The organism is Marinobacter sp., assembly GCF_048259445.1.
Classification (GTDB): domain Bacteria; phylum Pseudomonadota; class Gammaproteobacteria; order Pseudomonadales; family Oleiphilaceae; genus Marinobacter.
Genome location: NZ_JBLXHQ010000001.1, coordinates 181,725 through 206,144, shown reverse-complemented (window position 1 = coordinate 206,144; position 24,420 = coordinate 181,725). Strand labels below are relative to the sequence as shown.

Below are 24,420 nucleotides of genomic sequence, written 5' to 3'. Positions count from 1 at the left end.
AAACAAATAGGAATAGTTATGCATATGTCAGAGAGGGCTGACCACAAAGCGCTACCCGTTGCCGGCGACTGGAGCCCTGACATGATCCGCCAGGAAGTCACAGCCCTACAGCACGAACCCGGTGCGCTTCTCCCCATTCTGCATGCCATACAGGACCGCGTCGGCTATGTGCCCGAAGGTGCTGTGCCCATCATTGCTGAAATGCTGCAGCAAACCCGTGCCGATATTCACGGAGTTCTCAGCTTCTATCATCATTTCCGTACCCGCCCGGCGGGCAGCAACGTGTTGGAGGTTTGCCGTGCAGAGGCCTGCCAGGCCCGCGGCAGTCGCGCGCTTGAGCGCCACGTTCAAGAGAAGCTGGACGTGGGCTATCACGAGACCACCGCCGATAACGAATTCACTCTGCTGCCGGTTTACTGCCTGGGCAACTGCGCCTGCGGGCCGTCTATTCGCGTGAACAACGAAATTATCGGCCGAGTGACCCCGCAAAAATTCGATCAGCTGGCGGACAAACTCACCACGTCCGTTCTGCAGCTAGTATAAAGGCAGGAGCAAACCCCATGACAATAACAATCTATGTGCCCTGCGATACCACAGCCCTTTCTCTGGGTGCCGACCGAGTCGCGCAAGATCTGCAGGTCGCAGCGGCAGCGCAGAACCTGGACTTGAATCTGGTGCGCAACGGCTCACGCGGGCTGTTCTGGCTGGAACCTCTGATTGAAGTACAAACGCCTTATGGCCGCGTCGCTTATGGTCCGGTGGAACCAGATCAGGTTGAAGAACTGGTCGCTGCCGGCTTGTTTGAGGGGCATCCCGATCACCCTTTGTATCTGGGCGATATCACGCAACACCCCTACTTGCAGCAACAGCAACGCCTTACGTTCGCCCGCATCGGTATTACCGACCCGATCTGTATTGAAGATTACATCGCCCACGGCGGCTTTGCCGGTCTGAAGAAGGCCGCAGCGCTGACCCCTCAAGGCATTGTGGATGAGGTGAAGGCCTCCGGCCTGCGAGGTCGCGGCGGCGCGGCCTTCCCCGCAGGCATCAAATGGCAGACCGTGCTGGATGAGCCGCACGGCCAGCAAAAATACGTGGTGTGCAATGCCGACGAGGGCGATTCCGGCACTTTTGCCGATCGCCTGGTGATGGAATGCGACCCTTACATGCTGATAGAGGGCATGACCATTGCCGGCCTTGCGGTGGGTGCGACCCTTGGTTTTATCTATGTACGCTCAGAGTACCTGCTGTCCAGGAAAATGCTTGATGAGGCTATCAGCAGGGCAGAGGCTCACGGCTATCTGGGCGACAACGTTTGTGGCAATGGCCGCAAATTCCGTCTGGAAGTACGCCTCGGCGCAGGCGCCTATATTTGTGGTGAGGAAACCTCTCTTCTGGAAAGCCTGGAGGGCAAGCGCGGGCTGGTGCGCTCAAAGCCGCCGCTGCCCGCTATCAAAGGCTTGTTCGGACAGCCTACGGTGGTAAACAACGTACTGTCGCTGGCGGCGGTGCCGTACATCATGGCTCACGGCGGCAAAGCCTACGCCGATTACGGCAAGGGCCGCTCGCTGGGCACCCTGCCCATTCAGCTGGCGGGGAACATCAAACAGGGTGGTTTGATCGAGCTGGCCTTTGGCGTGACCCTGCGCAAAGTGCTGGAGGATTTCGGAGACGGCACCTTTACCGGTCGGCCCATGAAAGCCGTGCAGGTGGGCGGCCCACTGATGGCTTACATGCCTGAAAGCCAGTGGGATACACCGATGGATTACGAAGCCTTCGCCAAACTCGGCGCCGGCATCGGGCACGGTGGTGTGGTGGTGTTTGATGACACTGTGGATATGGGCGAACAAGCGCGTTTCGCTATGGAGTTCTGCGCTGTTGAATCCTGCGGTAAATGCACCCCTTGCCGGATCGGTTCGGTGCGCGGCGTGGAAGTAATTGACCGCATCCGTGCCGGTGAGAACCGGGACAGCAATCTGGAATTACTGGAAGACCTGTGTGAAACCATGGTGGACGGCTCCCTCTGTGCCATGGGCGGCATGACGCCCTTCCCGGTACAAAGCGTGATGAAATATTTCCCGGAAGACCTGATGGCCAGCCCGCGCCCGGTGGAGGCATAACATGTTGCACTATTACGATCCGAACACACAAAGCTACGACGCCGGCACGAGCATCCCGAACCCTGATTTTGATTTCGGCACTCCGGCAAGGGTGTCGGAAACGCTTGTATCTGTCTCCGTCGATGGCCGCGAGATTGCTGTACCGGAGGGCACTTCGGTTTTGCGGGCGGCGGCGCTGGCGGGCATCAATATTCCCAAGCTGTGCGCGTCTGACAACCTGGAGCCTTTCGGTTCGTGCCGCCTATGCGCGGTAGAGATCGAAGGCCGCCGCGGTTACCCGGCCTCCTGCACTACACCTGTGACAGAAGGCATGGCCGTTACCACCCAGACCGGCAAACTGGCGAAGCTGCGCCGCAACATCATGGAACTTTACATCTCCGACCACCCGCTGGACTGCCTCACCTGCCCGGCCAACGGCAACTGCGAGTTACAGGATGTGGCCGGCACCGTCGGCTTGCGGGAAGTAAGGTACGGGTTTGACGGTGAAAACCATCTGGACGCCGAAATTGACGATTCCAACCCATACTTCAGCTTCGACCCCAGCAAGTGCATTGTATGTTCGCGCTGCGTGCGCGCCTGCGACGAAGTACAGGGCACCTTTGCGCTGACCATTGAAGGCCGCGGGTTTGATTCCAAAGTGGTGGCCAGCCAGAACGACCCGTTCATGGATTCCGAGTGCGTATCCTGTGGAGCGTGTGTGCAGGCTTGCCCCACATCCACGCTGATGGAAAAGAGCGTGATCGACGCCGGTCAGCCCGAGCACAGCATAGTCACCACCTGCGCCTACTGCGGTGTTGGTTGCTCGTTCAAAGCTGAAATGAAAGGCGATCAGTTAGTGCGCATGGTTCCTTACAAAGGCGGCGAAGCCAATCATGGTCACTCATGTGTAAAAGGCCGCTTTGCCTTTGGTTACGCCACACACAAAGACCGCATCAAAGAGCCGATGATTCGCGATTCCATCAACGACCCGTGGAAAGTCGTGTCCTGGGATGAAGCGCTCGAATTCGCAGCCAAAAAGCTCAAAGGCATTCAGGCTGAATATGGCCGTGAAAGCATTGGCGGCATCACCTCCTCCCGATGCACCAATGAGGAAACCTATCTGGTGCAGAAGCTGGTACGGGCAGCCTTCGGTAACAACAACACCGACACCTGCGCGCGAGTATGCCATTCCCCCACCGGTTATGGCCTCAAAACTACTCTGGGCGAATCGGCTGGCACCCAGACCTTCGATTCGGTTATGAAAGCCGACACCATCATGGTGATTGGCGCCAACCCGACCGATGCCCACCCGGTATTCGGCTCGCTGATGCGTAAGCGTTTGCGCGAGGGAGCCGAGCTGATCGTGATTGATCCGCGCCGTATTGATCTGATTCACACGCCAAACGCTGAAGAAGGCCTGCACCTGCCACTGCGCCCCGGCACCAACGTGGCCATAGTTAACGCATTGGCACATGTGATTGTCACTGAAGGACTGGAAGATCAGGACTTCATTAATAACCGCTGTGATACCAAGGCTTACAACGCCTGGCGCAGGTTTATTGCGGAGGAGCGCAATTCCCCGGAAGCCATGGAAGCGGTAACCGGTGTAGCGGCGGACAAAGTCCGCGAAGCGGCTCGCATTTATGCACAAGCAAACAACGGCGCCATCTACTATGGCCTGGGCGTGACCGAACACAGCCAGGGTTCCACCATGGTTATGGGCATTGCCAACCTGGCACTGGCCACTGGCAACATCGGCAAAGAGGGCGGTGGGGTAAATCCGCTGCGCGGGCAAAACAACGTGCAGGGCTCCTGCGATATGGGGTCCTTCCCCCATGAACTGCCGGGTTATCAGCACGTGAACGACCCGGCGGTGCGGGAGCGCTTCGAGGCTGTCTGGGGTGTGCCCATCGACAACGAACCGGGCCTGCGCATTCCGAACATGTTTGATGCGGCTATCGCCGGGTCATTTAAAGCGCTGTATGTGCAGGGTGAGGACATTGCGCAGTCAGACCCCAATACCCAGCATGTGGAATCGGCTCTGAGGGCTCTGGATTGCCTGATTGTGCAGGATATCTTCCTGAACGAAACCGCCAAGTTCGCCCATGTGCTGCTGCCAGGCTCCACCTTTCTGGAAAAGAACGGCACCTTCACCAACGCTGAGCGTCGTATTAACCGCGTGCGCAAAGTAATGGAACCGATTGCCGGCAGGGAAGACTGGGAAGTGACCATGGCGCTATCCAACGCTTTGGGTTATCCCATGCACTACAATCATCCCTCTGAAATCATGGATGAAATTGCTTCACTGACGCCCACCTTCACGGGTGTAAATTACGACAAGCTGGAGCAACTGGGCAGTATCCAGTGGCCCTGCAACGATGAGCACCCGGATGGCACGCCCACCATGCACACGGTGGACTTTCCCATCGGCAAAGGTCGCTTTGCTGTGACTGAATACCTGGCCAGTGAGGAGCGAACCAATCGTCGTTTCCCGTTGCTGCTGACTACCGGGCGTATCTTGTCGCAGTACAACGTAGGTGCGCAGACTCGCCGAACCAGCAACAGCGACTGGCACGATGAAGATCTGCTGGAACTGCACCCCAGCGATGCCGAATTGCGCGGTGTGAAAGACGGTGATTGGCTGGGCATCAGTAGCCGCGTAGGCCAAACGGTGCTGCGGGCCAGGCTAAGCACCCGCATGTTGCCGGGTGTGGTTTACACAACGTTTCATCATCCGGGCAGCGGCTCCAACGTAATCACCACGGATAACTCCGACTGGGCAACCAATTGCCCGGAATACAAGGTAACCGCCGTTCAGGTAGAAAAAGTGTCTCAGCCATCAGACTGGCAGCGCAATTTTGTGAACTTCGACGAGCGCCAGCAGGCCTTGCTCAAGCCGGCCATGGAAAGTGGGGAAGACAGCCATGCAAACGCACTCAAATAGTCAGGCATCGGCGGTTTTGCACGATTCAGCCGCCAGCACTTTGCCGCCATCGATGAGCGGAAGCTCGGTGAGCGTGCGCGGCGGTATAGAGGGCGCCCGATCCCACGATCTGATTGCAGAAGAAGTCCCCGTGGCCATGGTCTATAACGGCGTGTCCCATGCGGTGATGATGGCCTCGCCCTGCGATCTTGAAGATTTTGCCCTGGGTTTCAGCTTGAGCGAAGGCATTCTGCAGCGGCCGGATCAACTCTTCAGCATCGAGATAAAGCCGGGCGAAGACGGCATAGAAGTCGATATGCACATTGCCGGCGATTGTTATGCACGCCTGCGGGAGCAGCGCCGCAACATGGCAGGGCGAACCGGCTGCGGGCTTTGCGGTACAGAATCCCTTGCTCATGTGGTGCGGATACTTGAAAAGGTGATGACGAAGCCGCTTCCCGGTGATGAAGCCATACAAGAAGCACTGAAAAACCTGAAAAAGCATCAGCCGCTGCAACTGCAAACCGGCGCTACCCACGGCGCAGTCTGGTGCGATGGCCAGGGCCGGATTGTCCAGGCTCGGGAAGACGTTGGTCGGCACAACGCGCTGGACAAGCTGATCGGCGCGCGGTTACGTGAACATGGCGATCAGGCCTTTCGCGATGGCTTCGCTCTGATCTCCAGCCGCGCCAGTTTTGAAATGGTGCAGAAAAGCGCCAGTGTGGGTATCAGCACTCTTGTGGCGGTATCGGCTCCTACCGCCCTGGCCATTCGAGAAGCCCGGAAAAGCGGCATGAACCTGATCGGCTTTGCCCGCCCGGGGCGCCACGTAATTTATACCTGCAGTGATAATACAGCTCAGGAGAAGGTGTTGTGAGTGACCAGCAATTGAATAACCTGATCAAAATGCTCGACCAGATTATTGCCAACAACCGGCATCACGGCGATGACGATAAGGTGACCGACGTGGCAGCCGACCATTTACATAAGTTTTGGGCCCGCAGCATGAAACAGCAAATAATTGCCTACGCCAAGCAAAATCCGGCTGAGCTTTCTGCACCAGCACGGTCGACCATAGCGAAGCTGGAGGCCGCAGCGGGATAAACTAAAAATGGTTGGTATAGCTGTTCTTCACACCTTCTGAAATGAAACGCTGTCTGTCGATCAGTGATGCTTGGAGCCAAGGTTACTGAAAACATTGAACAAATATTCAGTTCATGAAAAAACAATTTGTTTCAGCAATTATTTTACATATCGGGCACCCTCCACCAGATTAGTGATATGACAATCGCCGATTCGGGTGTTCTAAATGAGAAAAAACTTACCAGTTACTGACACTGAGCACATATTTTCAGAGTCGCAAAAGCTTATTTCATCGACGGATCTGAAAGGCAAAATACGCCACTGCAACCAGGCGTTTGTGGACGTCAGCGGGTTTACCCGGGATGAGCTCATCGGCCAGCCGCACAACATTGTCCGACACCCCGATATGCCTCCGAGCGCATACGAAAACATGTGGACGTACCTGAAGGCTGGTACACCCTGGATGGGCATGGTTAAAAATCGTCGCAAGAACGGCGATTTTTATTGGGTTAGTGCCTACATTACGCCTGTCACCGAAAGTGGAGCCGTTGTTGGTTACGAGTCGGTTCGCTCGTGCCCTTCCAGGGAAGATGTTCAGCGAGCAGAAAAGCAGTACGCAAGGATCCGCCAAGGCCGCTCAGACACCTCTCTTTTGCGAAAGCTCGCACCGGAATCGATGTTTCTGTTAGCGGTTTTGCTTGTTGCGGCGCTCGCGTTTTACATGGACCAGGCTTTGATTGCGCAGACTGCTCTGGTGCTGGGCGTTGCGGCTTATATTTTCTGGATACACAACTCACGGCGCCGGTTAGTAAGCTCGGTGACGCAGTTGCTTGGAAACAGTTTTACGGACGACCTCGCCGCCCAGAGTTACACAGACGACGACCGTGAATCGGGGCGCCTGAAAGTGGCCATAATGGCCCAGAAAGCCCACCTTGATGCCGTACTCACAAGGCTTGAAGATTCTGCCGGGCAAGTGAAATCTGGAGCTGTGCAGGGGCTGGAAGTCACCTACGAATCCCACGAAGCCCTCAGGAAACAACAGGCAGAAATCAGTAATGTCGCGGCCTCTGTGCACCAGGTGTCCCAGACCATTACCGAAGTGTCGTCCAACGTTCAGAATACAGCCCATAAAGCTGAGGAGTCCCGTGAACTGGCAGACCGTGGCGCTGCCGTTATTGGAACAACCCGTGAAGTTATCGAAGACCTGCAAACAACCGTGCACAGCATCAGTGAATCGGTCGGCGAGCTTGCCTCTGAAAGCCAGAAAATCGCGAGTGCAGCCAAGATTATTGAAGAGATCGCCGGGCAGACCAACCTTCTGGCGCTGAACGCGGCAATTGAGGCAGCTCGCGCAGGCGAGCACGGGCGCGGTTTTGCGGTTGTGGCGGATGAAGTGCGGGGCCTGGCCAAACGGACACAGGATTCAACACAGGAAATACACAGCATTATCGAAGCGCTGCTCGCCAGAACATCTGCCTCTGTGGAGGCGACCGACGAGGGCAAAAAATCCGCCGACAGCGGGCTTGCACATATGCTGGAAGCCGAGACCACGCTTGGCCATATAGCAGGGTCGGTTGGCACAATTGCTGAAATGTCGATTCAGATGGCTGCTGCCGTTGAGGAGCAGGCGCAGGTATTTGACCAGATTAACGAGCAGGTTGAACACATCTCCAGCCTGGGTTCCGATAGCCTGCACAAAGGCGAGCTGGCAATAAAACGGGTGCAGCAGATGGAAACCATTGCCGGGGATTTGCACGAGCTTGTGGTGCGATTCAAATAGGCGGGCTCGGCATTATCCCGTGTAGTGGATGAGGTTCCCCGCCCATTAATGCAACTTCATTCTCGGCTGCATAGCCCGGCTTATCTTATCCATAAACCAGATCACACCCGTGCGCAGAAAGCCGTGCAGCGCCACCTGGTGCATGCGGTATAGCGACACATAAAACAGCCGGGCTACTTTTCCCTCAATGTACATGCTGCGCCCGGAAAGGTTGCCCATCAGATTACCCACGGTGGTGTAGCGGCTGAAGTTGATGAGCGATCCGTAGTCGTTATAAACGAAGGGTACAGCGTCTTTGCCTTCTAACCTGTTGCACAGAGTTTTAAACAGAGCGTCTGCTTGCTGGTGCGCGGCCTGGGCGCGGGGTGCTACCGGCCGGTCGGTACCCGGTTGCGGGCAGGCGGCGCAGTCACCGAAAGCGAAAATGTCAGAATCCCGGGTGGTTTGCAGGGTCTGGTGCACAATCAATTGATTTCCACGGTTGGATTCCAGGCCGTCCAGGTCCGCCAGAAAGGCCGGTGCCTTGATGCCGGCGGCCCAGATGGTCATTTCCGAGGGCAGTTCAGTACCGTCTTTGAGTATAACAAGGCCGGGGCGGATTTCGCTGACGGGTTGGCCGTTAAGAACGTTCACATGTTGGTGGTCCAACTCCTTGGTAGCGGCTGCCGAGAGCCGGCCAGGGAGTGCAGGCAGAATCCGGTCTGCCGCTTCAATCACCGTTATGTGTACATCGGATGGCTTCAGGTGGTTCATGCCATACACCGGCAATTCCCGTGACGCCAACCGTAGCTCTGCGGCCAGTTCAACACCTGTGGCACCAGCACCGATAATACTGATGTCCAGAGTGTGCTCGTTGCCTTGCCGGGCTTCGTGATTTTTGCGCAGAAAGGCATTGAGCATCAGGTTGTGGAAGCGTCGGGCCTGTTTCAGGCTATCCAGGAACAGGCAGTGTTCCTGTGCGCCAGGGGTTCCGAAGTCGTTAGCGGTACTGCCGACGGCTATAACCAGGGTGTCGTAATTCAACAGGCGTTCGGGAACAACTTCTTTGCCTTCTTCGTCGAGAAAAGGCGAGATCACCAGCTTTTTGGTTTCGCGGTTCAGGCCGCTCATGCGCCCGAGTTGGAACTCGTAGTGGTGCTTGCGGGCATGGGCGCGGTAATTTATTTCATTAGAGTTTGCGTCGAGGGAGCCAGACGCAACCTCGTGCAGAAGGGGCTTCCACACGTGCGTCAGGCCTGCATCAACGAGGGTAATGCGAGCTTTGCCTTTTTTGCCCAGCTTTCTGCCGAGGCTGGTAACAAGTTCGAGGCCGCCGGCGCCACCTCCGACGACTACAATATGATGAAGATTTTCCATAGCGATCCGACCTGTAAGTAAAGAAAGCCAAACGCTCTTTCTGAAAAGCGCTTGGCTGTCGTCACTGGAGCCTGATTACAAGATAGGATATCAATACTAACGTTCTCCGGACGGCCGGTACAATTGGTCATAAGACCTGAATTTATCGGCTGTTCAACATACAAGAGACAGAAAAGCATGAAAGTAGCAGTTTACTGTGGTTCCCGTTCAGGTAATGAGCCGCTATACGTTGAGAAAGCCAGAGAGCTGGGCGAGTTCTTTGGTCATAACGGTATAGATCTGGTATTTGGCGGTGGGCACGTTGGCCTGATGGGTATTATTGCTGATTCTGTGCTTGCCAGCGGCGGCAAGGTTTATGGTGTTATCCCGCAGCACCTGGTTAACCGCGAGCTTGCGCATCCCGGCCTTACGGAGCTGTTTGTGGTGCGTGACATGCACGAACGCAAGGCGAAGATGGCAGAGCTGTCCGATGGCTTTGTTGCTTTGCCCGGCGGCATTGGAACGCTCGAAGAGATCTTTGAAATGTGGACCTGGGGACAGCTGGGCATGCACCAGAAGCCCTGCGGCTTTTATAACGTCGACGGGTTTTACGATGCACTGTTGGAGATGGTCAGAAGCATGGTAGCGACGGGGTTTGTCAAACAGCAGTACCTCGACATGATTGTATTGACGCAAACACCGGCAGAGCTGATTGATCGCTTCAAGGCCTACGTGCCGCCCCAGGAAAAGTGGACCTGAGCCAGCCTGGGCCAAGGCTGGATTCAAAGCCGGCTGACTCTGCCCATCAATCGGCTCCAGTCGATCGGTAACCGTTTTTCCAGGCTGGCCAGTGCAGGGTCTTTCGGGTGGATGGCCTCGAAGGGCTGTTTGCTGGCGTACACCACGGTGTTGTTGGTTTTGCTTTTGAATATCAGCACCACGGCAAAGTGCTTGCGAAGCTGGCGGAAGTAGGGCCCTTCGGCGTCGGGTGTCCGGTGATAGTTCAGAACCAGCCAGCCACCGGGGCTTAACACCCTGTTGCAGCTTTCCACGAACTGGCGCTGCGCCTGTGCGGGGCTCATGCGGTCTGCACTATAAAGGTCGGCCAGAATCATATCGGTGCTGGCGTCTGGAGCATCGTTCAGGGCATTGCGGGCATCAGCAATGGTAACCAGCAGGCGTTCGCTGTCGGGTAGGTCGAAGTACTCCCGTGCCACATCCAGTACCGCTTGCCTCAGCTCCACTGCGTGTACCTGACATTCCGGATAGAGGTGGTGAAAGGCGCTGGCCATAACCCCACCGCCCAGGCCGAGGATGGTGACGTGGCGAGGTCTGATAAAGGCGCCCGGCAGCAGCATCGCCCGGCTGTATTCGTGCACGGGTACATGCGGGTATCGTCGGTCGATCTTGCTTTGCTCAAACACGGAGTTAAAGGTCAGTACCCGGTGTTTGCGGTAGTCGATCACCAGAATGCTGCCGAGTTTGTCCCGGCTATGATGAATAATCTCGCCTTTGTTGAACATGCGTTGCTCTTTGAGGAAGCCGGAAACCTAGCGATTGAGGTGTTTAATTACGTCCTGTGCGCCTTTGGCGCGGGCAAGACTCAGTGCCGTGTTGCCATCTGCATCCTGAAGCTCCGGGTCGGCGCCTTTTTCCAGCAGAAGCTCTACCGTATCGATATGGCCGTTGCTGGCGGCAAGCATCAGCAGACTTTCGCCTTTGCTGGTGCGTATGTTTACGGGTACGCCGGCTTCGAGCAGAGGGCGGAGCAGCTTTGTGCCGCCATTGCGTGCCAGTTCAAAAATTCCCTGGGCAAAGGCAATCGCGTCTTCATCTGACTGGTTCGCTGGTTGCTGCGGTTGGCCGGTTTTGTGCTCGCTCATCGGGTCTCCGTTTAAAAGGTTGCTGAAAAATCGGTGTAGACATGCATACGATACCGCTGATACAACGTTTTAGCACAAAATGGGTTAGTCTCTGGCACAATCAAGGAGATATAACCCAGCAATAGACAGCAATAACTGACAGGAGAAAACGCGATGAAACTGAACGTTGAGGGTATTGAAGAGGGCAAACCGGTCCCGGAGATATTCGCGTTCGGCGTGTTCAACCGGGAAGATCATATGAGCTTCGGCCCTAACCGGAACCCCGAAATGTATTGGGAAGATGCACCGGAAGGAACGAAAAGCTTCGTCGTGATGATGTTTGATCCGGATGTGCCCAGTGTGGCTGATGATGCAAACCAGGAAGGCAAAACGATTTCCAAAGATATTCCGCGCATTGATTTCTTCCACTGGCTTCTGGTCGATATCCCCGCCAAAACCAGCCGTATTCCGGAAGGCGAAGACAGCGATGGTGTTACGCCCAAAGGCAAAGACGGCGGTTTTGGACCGGTGGGCCTGCGAGGAGTGAACAACTTCACCCAATTCCTGGCTGGAAACCCTGATATGGCAGGCACTTACTTCGGCTATGACGGCCCCTGCCCGCCCTGGAACGATGAATTGCTGCACCACTATCACTACGAAGTGCATGCACTGGATGTGGAATCGCTGGGACTTTCGGAGGAATTTGATGGCGAAGCGGTGCGTAACGCCATGGCTGGCCATGTTCTGGCCAGTGCCAGAGTTACCGGAACCTACACGTTGAATCCGGACCTGCGCTAACGTCAGCGCGCGGCTGAGGCAGATTACAGATCTGCCCAGTTGATGCCTCTGAAATCGAAGTTGTCTTCGAGGGTTGGCTTGATAATCCGGAAGTACGGGGATGCGTCAAAATCTCTCGGTGTGAACAAGGATGTTTGCCGGATTCGATAGTGCTCACGAATACAGTCTGCGCAGTTCGGGTCGTCGGAGGGTATTGTGTCGATGGTCGGAAGTATCGGATAACGCAGGCGCTGAAAACCCGCTGCAATAAATGTGGAACAGATAGCCCGTGTCGGGTCGCCGCTCCCGAACGACAGCAGTTTGTGTCTGTGCCGCGCCGGAACTGGCGGTGTCTGTATAAGATAGCGCGCCAGATCAAACACGTTCTTCATGTCGTACTGGTTGCCCAACCGGCTCAGGGCATAGTCGGTGAGCGTTTTGATGTTTTCGTCATCAAGCCCCACCGGGCGGCAAATGCGGGTGTGGCAGTTGCGGTAAAAAGACAGAGGTAAAGATCGAATGCCGACCTCGACATCAGCCTCAATCAGTGTGTGAGGTTCGCCATCAACGGATGTTCCCAGACCAGCATTCGGCCCCAGGTAGAGGGCCGAGTGTGACCATGTTGATTGGGTCAGATACTTTATCGCTACGCTGATGCGTGTATCGCCGTCGACCAGCAAAACATCGCCGGGCCTGAGTGCTTTTTCCAGAGCCTCATAAGTGGAGGTAGCCACCGAATGCTGTGCCACCTGCTTGGAAAGGTAAGCGGCAAGGTGCTTGGCCAGCCAGTTCAGAAACATTCTTTACTCCGGTTAGGCGCGGGGGAGATTGCAGCCTGATGGCCGTTCCTCAGCTTAACACTAGCCGTCTCTGCCGGATTTTTGAATGCTTGACTTGCCGCTGACTTTTATCTCTGTCTTCAGTTGGCTTGTCTGCGGATTCGTGGAACTTAACTTTTGGTGGCAGGTCGGAGCGTCCGGTCAGCTCTATATAGTTTTCTAAACTATCAAAAGTTACGGTATTCTGTAGCGATCGCTCAAAAAATATTTTCAGGGTCTTGTAACATCTAGTCATTGACCCTGTCTGACGATAACAGCGTATTACCTCACTCATTTTTTACAGGCATACGATATGAGCCGTAGCAAGATTCTCCTTATCATCATAATCGGCGTGGTCGTTGGCCTTTTTCTTGGTTTTGATGGGCATAAACTTCTGACACTGGAGAACCTGCAAACCAATCAGGATGCATTGGCGCAATGGGTTGAACAAAACCTTCTTTTGGCTGTAACCGGCTATGCACTGATTTATGTGGTGGTAACCGCGCTGTCTCTGCCGGGGGCGACCATCATGACTCTGGCAGGTGGTGCTTTTCTGGGCAACTTTTATGGGCTAGTGGCGGTTTCGATTGCATCAACCCTCGGTGCGTCTCTGGCGTTCCTTGTCGCCCGCTTCCTCATGCGTGACACCTTGCGTAAGCGCTACGCTGAAACCGTTGCGAAGATGGACCGGGGTATATCAAAAGACGGAGCCTTTTACCTGGCAACTCTGCGCCTGGTGCCAGTATTTCCCTTTTTCCTGATCAACCTGGCCATGGGCCTGACTTCCATGAAGCTGCGCACATACGCGCTTGTGAGCTGGGTGGCTATGCTGCCGGGCACATTTGTGTTTGTGAACGCAGGAACTCAACTGGGGCAAATCGAGTCCACAGGTGACATTGTGTCTGCAGATTTGCTGCTTTCCTTTGCGTTGCTTGGGGTTTTCCCGCTGATAGCCAAATCTGTCGTCGGTTTCATCCGCCGCCGTAAAGTCTATGCGGGTTGGCAGAAGCCTGAGCACTTTGACTATAACCTGTTGGTGATTGGTGGCGGTTCTGCCGGCCTTGTTTCGGCCTATATCGCTGCAGCTGTGAAAGCAAAAGTCGCCTTGATTGAAAAGCATAAAATGGGTGGTGATTGCCTGAATACCGGTTGCGTGCCCTCCAAGGCCTTGATTCGCAGTGCCAAAGCAGCCGATACGTTGCGCCATGCCAACCGCTACGGGCTTGAATCAGTGCCGGTGAAGGGCTCCTTGAAGAACATCATGAACCGGGTTAAAGAGGTAATCGCCAAGGTGGAGCCCCATGATTCCCCGGAGCGTTACCGTAAGCTGGGTGTTGATTGCATCGCGGGTGAGGCGAGCTTTATATCTCCTTGGGAGTTGGAAGTCCGGCATAACGATGGTCACACTGAGCGCCTGACAGCGCGAAGCATTATTGTTGCCACTGGAGGAAAGCCGGCTATGCCGCCGATTCCCGGGCTAAAGGATATGCAGCCTTTGCACTCTGACAATCTGTGGGAGCTGCAGGATCAGCCGGAGCGTCTGCTGGTCCTGGGTGGCGGTCCGATCGGGTCCGAGCTGGCTCACGCATTTGCCCGCCTGGGTAGCCAGGTGATTCAGGTAGAAATGGGTGATCGGCTGCTGGCGAAAGAAGACAGCGATGTATCAGAGCTGGTGAAAGCGCGGTTTGAAAGCGACGGGATTGACCTTCGCCTGCAACACGCGGCCAGGGAATTCGCCATCGAAGCGGGCGAAAAAGTCGTCTACTGCGAACATAGGGGCGAGCGCGTTCGTATTGCTTTTGATGAGGTGCTGGTTGCCGTGGGCCGCGCTGCCAATACCGAAAATCTGGGGCTCGACAAAATCGGAATCGACGTTCTGCCGAATGGAACTGTGCCCGTTGAAGACGACATGAGCCTTCGCTTCCCCAACGTATTCGCCTGTGGTGACGTGGCAGGCCCCTACCAGTTCACCCATGCGGCAGCGCATCAGGCCTGGTATGCGGCGGTAAATGGCTTGTTTGGGCAGTTCAAGCGTTTCCGGGTGGATTACCGGGTAATGCCCTGGGTTACGTTTACATCGCCCGAGGTAGCACGGGTCGGGCTTAGCGAAGCGGAAGCGAAAGAACAGGGTGTTGCCTATGAAATCACCCGATATGGCCTGGATGATCTGGACCGCGCCATTGCCGAGAGCGAAGACTATGGTTTCATAAAAGTTCTTACGCCACCGGGCAAGGACAAGATTCTCGGCGTGGTTGTAGTAGGTTCCCACGCAGGTGAAATCCTCGCGGAATTCACGCTCGCAATGAAGCATGGGCTGGGGCTGAACAAAATATTGGGCACCATTCACCCCTACCCGACCTGGAATGAATCAGCCAAGTATGCGGCGGGCGAGTGGAAGCGCGCTCATGCACCGGAAGGTATTCTTAGATTGCTGGAGAAGCTTCACGGCTGGCGCCGGGGGAAAGGCCAAACTCGCCAACAGAAACGTAAAGAAATGAATGCGGGCTGAAAAACGTGGGGCGATGGCAGTAATCAAACGGCTTCGCCCATGCCCGAGCACACTTATTCCTGAACCATCTAGGAGCCTCCATGCCCCTGATTGAAACCCGATCTGCCAGACAGCGCATTCCGGCAGTGGAAGTGCTGGAGCCAAGAGCATCAGACAGCTGGACCCACACCCGCAATGGTGACCCCAGAGGTTACATTGACGCTGATAAGTTGAAAGAGCTGTGGATTCACACCGGGACCGCCTGCAACCTGGCCTGCCCCTTCTGCCTGGAAGGCAGTCATCCGGGTGATGGCCGTATTCCCGGCATGAAGTTGAGCGACGTGAAGCCATTTATCCATGAAGCCCTGGATATGGGCGTGGAGCAGTTTTCCTTCACCGGTGGCGAGCCATTCGTGATTCGGGATTTTGTGAATATTCTGGATTACGCCAGCCAGCATCGGCCCTGTTTTGTGCTTACCAATGCCACGGAGCCGTTACTCAAGCGTCGTCATCAGGTGTTGCCGTTGCTGGAAAACCCCTACCCGATCCATTTCCGCGTGAGCCTGGATTTTCCTGACCGTGCCCGCCATGACAAGGATCGCGGTGAGGGAAGCTTTGATCAGGCGCTGGAGGGTATTCACTGGTTGGTTGAGCAGGGTTTCAAGGTGTCTATTGCCCGTCAGACCGATGCAGATGAAGTGGCTTCGGAGGTTGAGTCTGCCTTTCGAGGAATATTTCGTGAATGGCAGATTCCGGAGAATCTTGCGTTTACGGCGTTCCCGGATTTGGGGACGCCGGGGTCTGAGGACGGTAGCCCGGAGATTACCGAGAACTGTATGGAGAAGTATCCGACGGTGGATAGCCGTGTCCATTTCATGTGTACCTACACGCGGATGTTGGTGAAGAAGGGCGATTCGGTGCGGGTGTATGCGTGCACGCTGGTGGATGATGACCCGCAGTATGATCTGGGTGGGTCGCTGGCGGAGAGCATGGATGAGCGCATTATGTTGCGGCATCATCGGTGTTTTTCCTGTTATCGCTATGGGGCTAGTTGTTCGGCGCCTGTCTGATTTTGGCCTGGTAGCCTGCTGGGATTGGAGTTGGCGGCATGGGGGGTGACGTTTTATTTTCTTGGAAAAAACAACTCGCTGCGCTCAGACATTTTTTTCCGGCGAAAATAAAACGTCACCCCCCATACCGCGGGAACACCTTGCGAGCCTCATGCTTAAAAATGTAAGTGCTCCAGGCGCCTTTTCTGTCGGGGAACGAAAGAATTTGGTTCAGTCAAGGTGCTGGTGGGGTTGGGGTCAAAAAATGTGGAGCGCCAAGGACGGCGCGACCAAGCCCCCCATGGATGGGTTCACGGGCGGTTTTTTGACCCCAACCCCACCAGCGCCGATACCTCCGAAGCTGATATACGAATAGAAATCCCGGAACACAACGAGGAAATAAACAATAGTGAACATCACAGAAGCCTCCCTGTTCTGGGGGTTCTTGCTGGTTTATGGCGTGGTTATGTATGCGCTGTCGCCTAAAAGCAGGAATGCGGACTCTTTTTATAAGGGCGCAGACGATCAGGGTAATCCGGTTAGTCAGTGGTCGCTTACGGCCAGCATTTTTATCAGCTGGATTTTTGCCAAATCGGTAACCAATGCGGCCAACCTGGGTGCCACCTACGGCGTGACTGGGGGGTTGGCTTATGCCAGTTACTGGCTTTCGATTCCGGTGGCCGGGTATATCATCTACCTGATTCGCACGCAGACCGGCGCGCGGAGTCTGCAGGATTTTCTTACGTCGCGGTTTGGGCGTCTTGCCGGGTTGGCGTTTGCGGCGGCTATTCTGATTCGGCTGTATAACGAGGTGTGGAGTAACACGGCGGTTGTGGGTGGTTACTTCGGGTTGCCCGGGGAGTGGAAGTATTACGTTGCGGCAATGGTGTTCACGGCATTTACGCTGGCCTACAGCCTGAAAGGCGGGCTGCGTTCTTCGATTTTTACCGATGTGATTCAGACCTTTGTGTTTGTGTTTTTCCTGGGTGCGGTGCTGTTCATGATTATCCCGGCTAATGATACCTCCGCGTTGCTGCGCGAGGGTGAGTTCCGGTTGAACGCAGGGTTTGATTTGCTGCTGGTGGCACTGTTGCAGATGTTCAGTTATCCGTTTCATGATCCGGTGCTGACTGATCGGGGTTTCGTGAACAAGGAAAAAACCATGCTCAAGAGCTTTGTAGTTGCGGGCTTGTTGGGTTTTGTGGCGGTGTTTTTGTTCAGCCTGGTGGGTGTTCACGCTCGCCTGAATGGTATTGAGGCCATGGGCAATGCACCCGCTGCAGTCGGCCAGTCTCTTGGGTTGGCGGCGCTGTTTTTTATGAGTGTGGTGATGATGACTTCTGCGGGTTCTACGCTGGATTCAACCTTTACCTCTCTCGCCAAATCCCTGGCGGTGGATTTGCCACGGCTGGCGAAGCGGGCGACAGACCGTTTGCCCAGTATGCGGGTGGGTGCGGCGGTGATGATCGTATTTGCAGTAATTGGCAACCTGCCTATGTTTGCCGGTACGGATATTCTCAAGGCCACCACGATTTCCGGCACCATGGTGATGGGGCTGGCGCCGGTGTTTCTTTTCTACGGATTTACCCGTTGGTCGCCCTGGAGCTTTCATCTCAGTTTCTGGACTGGTCTGGGGCTCGGGTTAATGCTGGCAACCGGGTTGATCCCGGCGGGCTGGGCCATTGGTGATGGCGATTACGCCATGCTGCTGGGAGTTAACGCCTACGGGTTTCTAATATGCACTGCAGGTTTCTTCCTGCCCCTGGCGATGCGGCTGCTGGCCGGTAAATCCTTGGCTGCAGGAGAGGCGCGATGAGTGAAGGTCGCAGTTGTCCCCTGGCTTATCGCTATGAACCGGCGTCTTTATGCGCAAACCCCATGCCGGTTACGGAAGACGTTCTGTATGTGATTGGTGGGCTGTATGGGAACCCGTTTGCGCTGGATGAAATTGAGCGCATGGCCCTCGCTGAAGAACGGCAGGGGCGCAGCGTAAAGCTGGTGTTCAATGGTGATTTCAACTGGTTTAACGCAAATGATGACCTGTTCCGTGATATCAATAGCAGAGTGCTGGGCCACACTGCCAGCCTGGGTAACGTGGACTATGAACTGGCTGCTCCGAGCACGGGTGCGGGGTGCGGCTGTGCTTACCCCGAGTTTGTGGATCAGGGTGTTGTTGAGCGTTCCAATCAGATCATGGCGAGGCTTCAGGATGTTGCCGGGGCGCATCCAGATATCCAGAAGCGGCTGTCCTCTCTTCCCAGATATCATTGTCTGTTATTTGGAGGCCTAAAGATTCTGGTGTTGCATGGCGATCCGGAGTCTCTGGCCGGTTGGGGGCTGGCCCATGAATCCTTTGCTGCTGGCAACAGCGAAAAGCTCACGGAGTGGTTTCGGAGTTCCGGTGCGGATGCGATGGTGTCCACTCACACCTGCCTGCCGGTGCTCTGGTCGGGCGAAATTGAGGGGCGTCGTTGCCTTGTGGCCAACAACGGCGCTTCAGGCATGGGCAATCTGAGCTCTGATGCCCGCGGTCTGATTGCTCGCCTCAGCCTCTCGGCTCCGCTGTCCGGGTCAGTTGCAGGCCTCGAGTCAGGCGGGCTGCATGTGGATCTGATGCCTGTCGACTTCGATATCAAGGCCTGGCTTGCGGAGTTTGACCACATCTGGCCTGAGGGTTCACCGGCTGCGATCTCTTACCGCAAGCGTGTTCTTGAGGGCGCCTCGCTAACCCCGGGTGATCTTGTGTTTCCTTCCATTTTTTAATATTTCAGTTACTGGCGAATGCAGTAATCCGGTCTATTATTGAGGCAGGCGCTTATGGTTGCCGTGGCGCCACTGACCGGCCCGACTTGAAATATATTTTGTGGTCTATATAATTTACCCCTTACTTTTAAGGCGAATTAACCACGTTATGACATCAGAAGGATCGAATACCACCGCCATCACCCTGCGTACACCCGTTAAGGATGATGGCTTAAGGCTCCACCAGTTGGTAGCAGAATGCCCCCCTCTGGATGCCAACTCGATTTACTGCAACCTCTTGCAATGCAGTCATTTCGCCGACACCGGCGTTGCTGCGGAGAAAGGCGACGACCTGGTCGGCTTTATCTCCGGATACCTTCCTCCCCAAAAGCCCGAAACTGTATTCGTGTGGCAGGTTGCTGTTCATGAGAAAGGTCGTGGGCAGGGTCTTGCCAAGCGGATGCTTAAAGAAATCGTGGCTCGGGAAGCGTGCAAAAACGTGACTCACATGGAAACCACGATCACCGCAGATAATGAAGCTTCATGGGCGTTGTTCCGCTCGTTCGCGCGAGACATGGGCGCCGAGCTTGAGCATCATGAGCACTTCGAAAAAGACACCCATTTTGGTGGCCAGCACGATTCTGAATTTCTGCTGCGTATTGGGCCGTTTACCAAGAAGCCCTGAGCCCATGAAAGCCCTGAGCATTTTTCAAGGAGGCTCCATGCCTGCTCATGCTCCCAGTCTCAGAGTTACCCTTTAAAGAACCCTATTAAACAGGCCTGATCAGGCCGAGAGGTAAAACTATGGAAATTTTCAAGTCTACCGAATCTGAAGTACGTGTATACAGCCGTGCCTTCCCGGTGATTTTCAATCGCGCCAAAAATGCGCATTTATACACGGAAGACGGCAAGCAATATCTGGATTTTCTGGCCGGTGCAGGTTCACTGAACTATGGCCATAACAACGATGTTCTGAAAAAAGCCCTGCTTGAATATATTGAGGCAGACGGCGTGAGCCAGGGCCTTGATCTGTTTACAACGGCCAAACATGACTTTATCGAGTCGTATAAGAAGTACATCCTGGACCCCCGTGGCCTTAATTACAAAATGCAGTTTACCGGCCCCACCGGAACCAACTGTGTGGAAGCAGCCTTGAAGCTGGCTCGCAAAGTGAAAGGCCGTACCGGCATTATCTCGTTCACCAACGGCTTTCATGGCGTGACCATGGGTGCGGTTGCCGCAACCGGTAACAAGCATCACCGTGGCGGTGCCGGTGTGCCGTTGTCGGGCGTAGACTTCATGTTCTACGACGGCTATCTGGGTGAAGATGTAGACACTCTGGCCATCATGGACAAATTGCTGTCAGACAGCTCCTCCGGTGTAGAGCTGCCGGCGGCGGTTATTGTGGAGGCCGTTCAGGGTGAAGGTGGTCTGAATGCCGCCCGCGCCGAATGGTTGAAGGGCCTGGAAGCCCTCTGCAAGAAGCACGACATTCTGCTGATTCTGGACGATATTCAGGCGGGTAATGGCCGTTCCGGTGATTTCTTCAGCTTTGAATTTGCCGGTATCAAGCCGGATATCGTGACCGTGTCCAAATCCCTGAGTGGCTATGGTCTGCCCATGGCACTGGTGTTGTTCAAGCCGGAACTGGATGTTTGGGATCCGGGCGAGCACAACGGTACTTTCCGTGGCAACAACATGGCGTTCATCACGGCCCGGACTGCGGTAGAGACGTACTGGAAAGACGACAGCTTTGCCAATGAGGTAAAAGAAAAGACCCAGGTACTGGGCGATGCGCTGCAGGCCATTTGCGATAAGTACCCGGGTGAGTTCAAAATGAAAGGGCGCGGTTTGATGCGGGGCATTGAAGCCACCCATGCTGATATTACAGGCCCGATTACCAAGCGTGCTTTTGAGCACGGTCTGATTATCGAGACCAGTGGCCCGAATGATGAAGTCATCAAATGCCTGATGCCGCTTACAACCAGCAAGGACGACCTGAAACTGGGTGCAGAATTGCTGGCAAAGAGTGTGGATGAAATCATGCAGGAAGGAATCAGCGAGGCGTCGTAAGACGCCCCGCCATCCAGAAAATTCAGTCTGCAGGGTAGCCAGGATAGAACTATGACAAGCCAATTACATACCGTCGAGAAAATCGGCGGTACTTCAATGAGTAACTACGAAGCCGTGCGCGATAACATTATCGTTGGGGATCGTAGCAAGGAAGACCTCTATCAGCGAATTTTCGTGGTGTCTGCATACGGAGGCGTAACCAACGAGTTGCTGGAGCACAAGAAGACCGGCGAGCCGGGTGTGTATGCCTTGTTTGCCGATGCGGAATCGGACTGGGCATGGGGCGACGACCTTACAAAGTTGATAAAGTTTATTACCGACATCAACGGCGAACTGTTTGAAGATCCGATGCTCAAGCAGCAGGCAGATCAGTTTATTACTGACCGTATCGAAGGTGTGCGCGGCTGCCTGATTGACCTTCAGCGCCTGTGTTCCTATGGCCAGTTTCAGCTCGAAGAGCATCTGCTGACGGTTCGTGAAATGCTGGCGGGCATTGGTGAGGCTCACAGTGCTTTCAACACTACGCTGAAACTGCAGCAAGAAGGTATCAATGCACGTTTCGTGGATCTTACCGGCTGGCGAGATACGGAGCTGTTGCCGCTGGACGAAAAGCTGAAGCAGACGTTTGACTCCGTTGATTTGAGCCGTGAATTGCCGATCGTTACCGGCTACGCCCAGTGCAAGGAAGGCCTGATGCGTACCTTCGATCGGGGCTATAGCGAGATGACATTCAGCCGCGTAGCCGTCATGACAGATGCCCGGGAAGCGATCATTCACAAGGAATACCACCTGAGTTCTGCCGATCCCAACATTGTAGGAGCAGAAAAAGTGGTTCCTCTGGGGCGGACCAACTACGACGTAGCCGACCAGCTGGCAAATCTGGGTATGGAAGCGATTCACCCCCGTGCTGGTAAGGGTCTGCGTCAGGCGGAGATTCCGCTGCGGGTGATGAATACCTTCGAGCCGGAACATACCGGCACTCTGATCACCGGCGATTATGTGAGTGAAAAACCACAGGTTGAAATTATTGCCGGCGCCAAGGGTGTATTTGCCATCGAGGTATTTGATCAGGATATGCAGGGAGAACCCGGCTCGGACCGTCGCATCCTCGATATACTGAGCCGCTTCAAAGTACGGTTTATGGCAAAAGACACCAACGCCAATAGTATTACTCATTACGTAGACAGCACCCTGAAACACGTAAAACGCGTGGTGAAGGCGCTGAAAGATGAGTTTCCCAACGGTGAGATCAGTACCCGCAAAGTGGCTGTGGTTTCAGCGATTGGCAGTGATATAAAAATGCCTGGCATTCTTGCGCGGTCGGTCAAAGTGCTGGCTGATGAGGAAATCAACGTGCTGGCTTTGCACCTGTGTATGCGCCAGGTTGATATCCAGTTCGTGGTTGATGAGGACAACTATGAAAAAGCTATCATTGCTTTGCATGGTGTTCTTGTTGAGCCCCACAACCATGGGTATGCGATAGTCGCGGCCTGAGGCATGGAGTGATTCAGTCCGGAGCAGATTCATCGTCGGCAGGGCGGCCGGCGATGAATCCGTCCAGGGTATGAGGACGTATTCTCTGTAAATTCCAACGGGTACCGAGCCATGTTAAACACAGACAGGCCGGGGCCGTCTCCTAAAATGCCCAACGATGGTGAAAGGGATTCTCTGGTCGGGCTCTATTTCAGGGATGCGTCCCGGTATGAAATGCTCACAGAGGCGTCTGAACGCCGCCTCTCTCGCAAACTTACGCGGTGTTATCATGTGATCAGCGCAGAGTTGTCTTTGCCTGACGACACACCACAGACCTTCCGTGCTGTTATCGGCAGCCTCGGCGACGCTTGTGCCTTTTCACCCAGGTGCCGTCGTGCCTTCCATCTTGCCAACGCTTGTCGTCGCAAGCTCATTCAGAGCAACTTGCGTCTGGCTGTTCACATTGCCCGCCGTTATAACCAGCATGGCATTTCTATGTCTGATTTGATTCAGGACGCTAATGTGGGCCTGATCAAAGCGGTTGAGCGTTTTGACCCTACCAAAGGCTTCCGTTTTTCTACTTACGCTTACTGGTGGATCAGCGAAGAGGTCAAGCGCTGTTTGCAGCGGGGTGCCCGGCTGGTTCATACGCCGGAAAACGTTGTGAATGAAATTCGCAACCTGCATAAAGTTTCGTTGCAGATGCATCAGAATCTCGGGCGCATGCCATCTCAGACAGAGTTGGCACAGGCGATGGAAGCGACGCCCTCCCGGATCGGAGAACTCAGGGCTCTGGCCTGGCGTGAACTTTCAACGGATGTTCCGTTGATGGACGATGGTACAATCACTCTGGGCGACAGCCTTGAGGCTGACAAGCAGGCGAGCCCGGAGCAGAGGATGTCTGGCCGCGATGATCGCCGGGCTCTGAAATCCATGTTCAGTGAGTTGACCGATCGCGAGCAGGCTATTCTGGCACGCCGTTACGGGTTGAATTTGCCTGAACCGGATACGCTGCAAGTGATCTCGGATGATATGGGCATAAGCCGGGAACGAGTGCGGCAAATAGAGAAGTTGGCTTTGCGCAAGTTGCAAGCCCTGGCAGACGGGCGGGAAGAGTCCTACCGGCTTTAGACCGCCTGGCCGGAATGTATCAGGAAGAACCAGGCGCCAACGGTCAGTTGGCAAACAACTGCGACGAGCGTCAGAACAAGGCGCAGCTTCAGATACCAGCCTGGCCAGTAAACCCGCATCCAGCGTGTATCGGTGATATACAGGCCAAGGTAGGCAACAGTGTAAAGTGCGATCTGTGCCGGAGTACTCAACAGCAGGCCGACGCCTGCTGCAACAAAGAAAACCTGGCTCAGCAGCATGGTTACCAAGGGGGATAGCGGGTAGCAACGGTTATCCAGCTGCATGGCTATTGGCCAGTATACACCCGCCATGAAAGCCAGAATGCCCGCACTGTAAAGATAAAAATAACCCAGCACAGAGACGCTGTACTGCGGCATTGTAAAAAGAGCGGTAACACCGGCAACGAAGGGAATCAGCCCCGCTATTCCTACCAGAATCGCAAGTCTCGCTACTGAAATCACTGTTTTTTCCCCTGAACCTGCTGCCTCTGAACCCTTATTCTCAACGGTTCTATTGCGGCCGGGGCCATGCCAATCATCTCGTGATAAGCAGAGGGATGAACGACCTGAGTCTCTTTAATGGAAAAACTGCCCAGAGTGTCCTGAATCTGCCAGGCACTTCGGAAAAGACGCGTAAGGCCCTTCTTGTCAGACAGCAATAGCTGCTCATCGCCGAGGCTCAGCCTGGCCATGTATTGCTGGCCTTCAATGGATATGATTTCAAGCAGATCAATGACCTGCTTTGGCTGGGTAGCGAGTTGTTCGAGGGTAATTCTCACAGTGAAGCT

22 protein-coding genes are annotated in these 24,420 nt (G+C 54.9%); 16 read left to right on the top strand and 6 right to left on the bottom strand.

Going from position 1 to position 24,420, the window contains the following annotated elements:
* Positions 1 to 18 precede the first annotated feature (18 nt).
* The 6 genes from ACN0RL_RS00915 (at position 19) to ACN0RL_RS00890 (ending at position 7,885) form a co-directional block, all read left to right on the top strand.
* Positions 19 to 543: a formate dehydrogenase subunit gamma gene (locus ACN0RL_RS00915; protein WP_417512758.1), complete on the top strand. Its 525-nt coding sequence runs from the start codon at positions 19 to 21 to the stop codon at positions 541 to 543.
* A 17-nt stretch (positions 544 to 560) separates the two neighbouring features.
* A complete protein-coding gene (locus ACN0RL_RS00910) occupies positions 561 to 2,120 on the top strand; it encodes a formate dehydrogenase beta subunit (RefSeq protein WP_417512757.1) in 1,560 nt (519 codons plus the stop codon).
* Position 2,121: 1 nt separating this feature from the next.
* Positions 2,122 to 5,043 carry a formate dehydrogenase subunit alpha gene (gene fdhF / locus ACN0RL_RS00905; RefSeq protein WP_417512756.1) on the top strand — a complete coding sequence of 974 codons (2,922 nt, stop codon included), beginning with the start codon at positions 2,122 to 2,124 and terminating at the stop codon, positions 5,041 to 5,043.
* Positions 5,024 to 5,899, top strand: coding sequence for a formate dehydrogenase accessory sulfurtransferase FdhD (gene fdhD, locus ACN0RL_RS00900; RefSeq protein ID WP_417512755.1), 876 nt, complete (start codon positions 5,024 to 5,026; stop codon positions 5,897 to 5,899). Before fdhF ends, fdhD begins: the two co-directional genes overlap by 20 nt.
* The gene (locus ACN0RL_RS00895) at positions 5,896 to 6,126 is read left to right on the top strand and encodes a formate dehydrogenase subunit delta (RefSeq protein ID WP_417512754.1); all 231 of its coding nucleotides are present in this window, start codon (positions 5,896 to 5,898) and stop codon (positions 6,124 to 6,126) included. The genes fdhD and ACN0RL_RS00895 overlap by 4 nt, the downstream gene beginning before the upstream one ends.
* Before the next feature lie 205 nt (positions 6,127 to 6,331).
* Positions 6,332 to 7,885 (top strand): methyl-accepting chemotaxis protein, encoded by a 1,554-nt coding sequence (locus ACN0RL_RS00890; RefSeq protein ID WP_417512753.1) that lies wholly within the window; start codon positions 6,332 to 6,334, stop codon positions 7,883 to 7,885.
* 45 nt (positions 7,886 to 7,930) lie between these two features.
* On the opposite strand, the gene ACN0RL_RS00885 is transcribed toward ACN0RL_RS00890, so the two are convergent.
* Positions 7,931 to 9,241, bottom strand: a complete 1,311-nt coding sequence (locus ACN0RL_RS00885) for an NAD(P)/FAD-dependent oxidoreductase (protein ID WP_417512752.1) — start codon at positions 9,239 to 9,241, stop codon at positions 7,931 to 7,933.
* 177 nt (positions 9,242 to 9,418) lie between these two features.
* On the opposite strand from ACN0RL_RS00885, the gene ACN0RL_RS00880 reads away from it, so the two are divergent.
* On the top strand, positions 9,419 to 9,979 hold the full coding sequence (locus ACN0RL_RS00880) for a TIGR00730 family Rossman fold protein (RefSeq protein ID WP_417512751.1): 561 nt from the start codon (positions 9,419 to 9,421) through the stop codon (positions 9,977 to 9,979).
* A gap of 23 nt (positions 9,980 to 10,002) precedes the next feature.
* Here the strand turns inward: ACN0RL_RS00880 and ACN0RL_RS00875 are convergent, their stop codons facing one another.
* The gene (locus ACN0RL_RS00875; RefSeq protein ID WP_417512750.1) at positions 10,003 to 10,743 is read right to left on the bottom strand and encodes a spermidine synthase; all 741 of its coding nucleotides are present in this window, start codon (positions 10,741 to 10,743) and stop codon (positions 10,003 to 10,005) included.
* 27 nt (positions 10,744 to 10,770) lie between these two features.
* Positions 10,771 to 11,103: an ankyrin repeat domain-containing protein gene (locus tag ACN0RL_RS00870; RefSeq protein ID WP_417512749.1), complete on the bottom strand. Its 333-nt coding sequence runs from the start codon at positions 11,101 to 11,103 to the stop codon at positions 10,771 to 10,773.
* Between the two features lie 153 nt (positions 11,104 to 11,256).
* On the opposite strand from ACN0RL_RS00870, the gene ACN0RL_RS00865 reads away from it, so the two are divergent.
* A complete protein-coding gene (locus ACN0RL_RS00865; RefSeq protein WP_417512748.1) occupies positions 11,257 to 11,880 on the top strand; it encodes a YbhB/YbcL family Raf kinase inhibitor-like protein in 624 nt (207 codons plus the stop codon).
* 23 nt (positions 11,881 to 11,903) lie between these two features.
* On the opposite strand, the gene ACN0RL_RS00860 is transcribed toward ACN0RL_RS00865, so the two are convergent.
* On the bottom strand, positions 11,904 to 12,659 hold the full coding sequence (locus ACN0RL_RS00860; RefSeq protein WP_417512747.1) for a YiiX/YebB-like N1pC/P60 family cysteine hydrolase: 756 nt from the start codon (positions 12,657 to 12,659) through the stop codon (positions 11,904 to 11,906).
* A gap of 331 nt (positions 12,660 to 12,990) precedes the next feature.
* Between ACN0RL_RS00860 and ACN0RL_RS00855 the strand changes: the two genes are divergently transcribed.
* The 8 genes from ACN0RL_RS00855 to ACN0RL_RS00820 all read left to right on the top strand — a co-directional run bounded on the left by ACN0RL_RS00855 (position 12,991) and on the right by ACN0RL_RS00820 (position 23,633).
* Positions 12,991 to 15,186 carry an FAD-dependent oxidoreductase gene (locus tag ACN0RL_RS00855; protein ID WP_417512746.1) on the top strand — a complete coding sequence of 732 codons (2,196 nt, stop codon included), beginning with the start codon at positions 12,991 to 12,993 and terminating at the stop codon, positions 15,184 to 15,186.
* A gap of 80 nt (positions 15,187 to 15,266) precedes the next feature.
* Positions 15,267 to 16,235: a radical SAM protein gene (locus ACN0RL_RS00850; protein ID WP_417512745.1), complete on the top strand. Its 969-nt coding sequence runs from the start codon at positions 15,267 to 15,269 to the stop codon at positions 16,233 to 16,235.
* Between the two features lie 388 nt (positions 16,236 to 16,623).
* Positions 16,624 to 18,030 carry a sodium:solute symporter family transporter gene (locus tag ACN0RL_RS00845; RefSeq protein WP_417512744.1) on the top strand — a complete coding sequence of 469 codons (1,407 nt, stop codon included), beginning with the start codon at positions 16,624 to 16,626 and terminating at the stop codon, positions 18,028 to 18,030.
* Entirely contained in the window at positions 18,027 to 18,977 is a 951-nt protein-coding gene (locus tag ACN0RL_RS00840; protein WP_417512743.1) for a hypothetical protein, read from the top strand. Before ACN0RL_RS00845 ends, ACN0RL_RS00840 begins: the two co-directional genes overlap by 4 nt.
* Before the next feature lie 148 nt (positions 18,978 to 19,125).
* Positions 19,126 to 19,641 carry a diaminobutyrate acetyltransferase gene (gene ectA / locus ACN0RL_RS00835; protein WP_417512742.1) on the top strand — a complete coding sequence of 172 codons (516 nt, stop codon included), beginning with the start codon at positions 19,126 to 19,128 and terminating at the stop codon, positions 19,639 to 19,641.
* Positions 19,642 to 19,760: 119 nt separating this feature from the next.
* Positions 19,761 to 21,029 carry a diaminobutyrate--2-oxoglutarate transaminase gene (gene ectB, locus ACN0RL_RS00830; protein ID WP_417512741.1) on the top strand — a complete coding sequence of 423 codons (1,269 nt, stop codon included), beginning with the start codon at positions 19,761 to 19,763 and terminating at the stop codon, positions 21,027 to 21,029.
* A 51-nt stretch (positions 21,030 to 21,080) separates the two neighbouring features.
* Positions 21,081 to 22,523: an aspartate kinase gene (locus ACN0RL_RS00825; protein WP_417512740.1), complete on the top strand. Its 1,443-nt coding sequence runs from the start codon at positions 21,081 to 21,083 to the stop codon at positions 22,521 to 22,523.
* A gap of 147 nt (positions 22,524 to 22,670) precedes the next feature.
* Complete coding sequence (locus ACN0RL_RS00820; RefSeq protein ID WP_417512739.1) at positions 22,671 to 23,633, top strand: sigma-70 family RNA polymerase sigma factor; 963 nt, start codon at positions 22,671 to 22,673, stop codon at positions 23,631 to 23,633.
* On the opposite strand, the gene ACN0RL_RS00815 is transcribed toward ACN0RL_RS00820, so the two are convergent.
* Together ACN0RL_RS00815 and ACN0RL_RS00810 are read right to left on the bottom strand one after the other, a co-directional pair.
* Positions 23,630 to 24,094 (bottom strand): DUF3429 domain-containing protein, encoded by a 465-nt coding sequence (locus ACN0RL_RS00815; RefSeq protein ID WP_417512738.1) that lies wholly within the window; start codon positions 24,092 to 24,094, stop codon positions 23,630 to 23,632. The two genes, ACN0RL_RS00820 and ACN0RL_RS00815, sit on opposite strands and share 4 nt — an antisense overlap.
* Entirely contained in the window at positions 24,091 to 24,411 is a 321-nt protein-coding gene (locus tag ACN0RL_RS00810; protein WP_417512737.1) for a DUF6482 family protein, read from the bottom strand. Before ACN0RL_RS00810 ends, ACN0RL_RS00815 begins: the two co-directional genes overlap by 4 nt.
* Positions 24,412 to 24,420 lie beyond the last annotated feature (9 nt).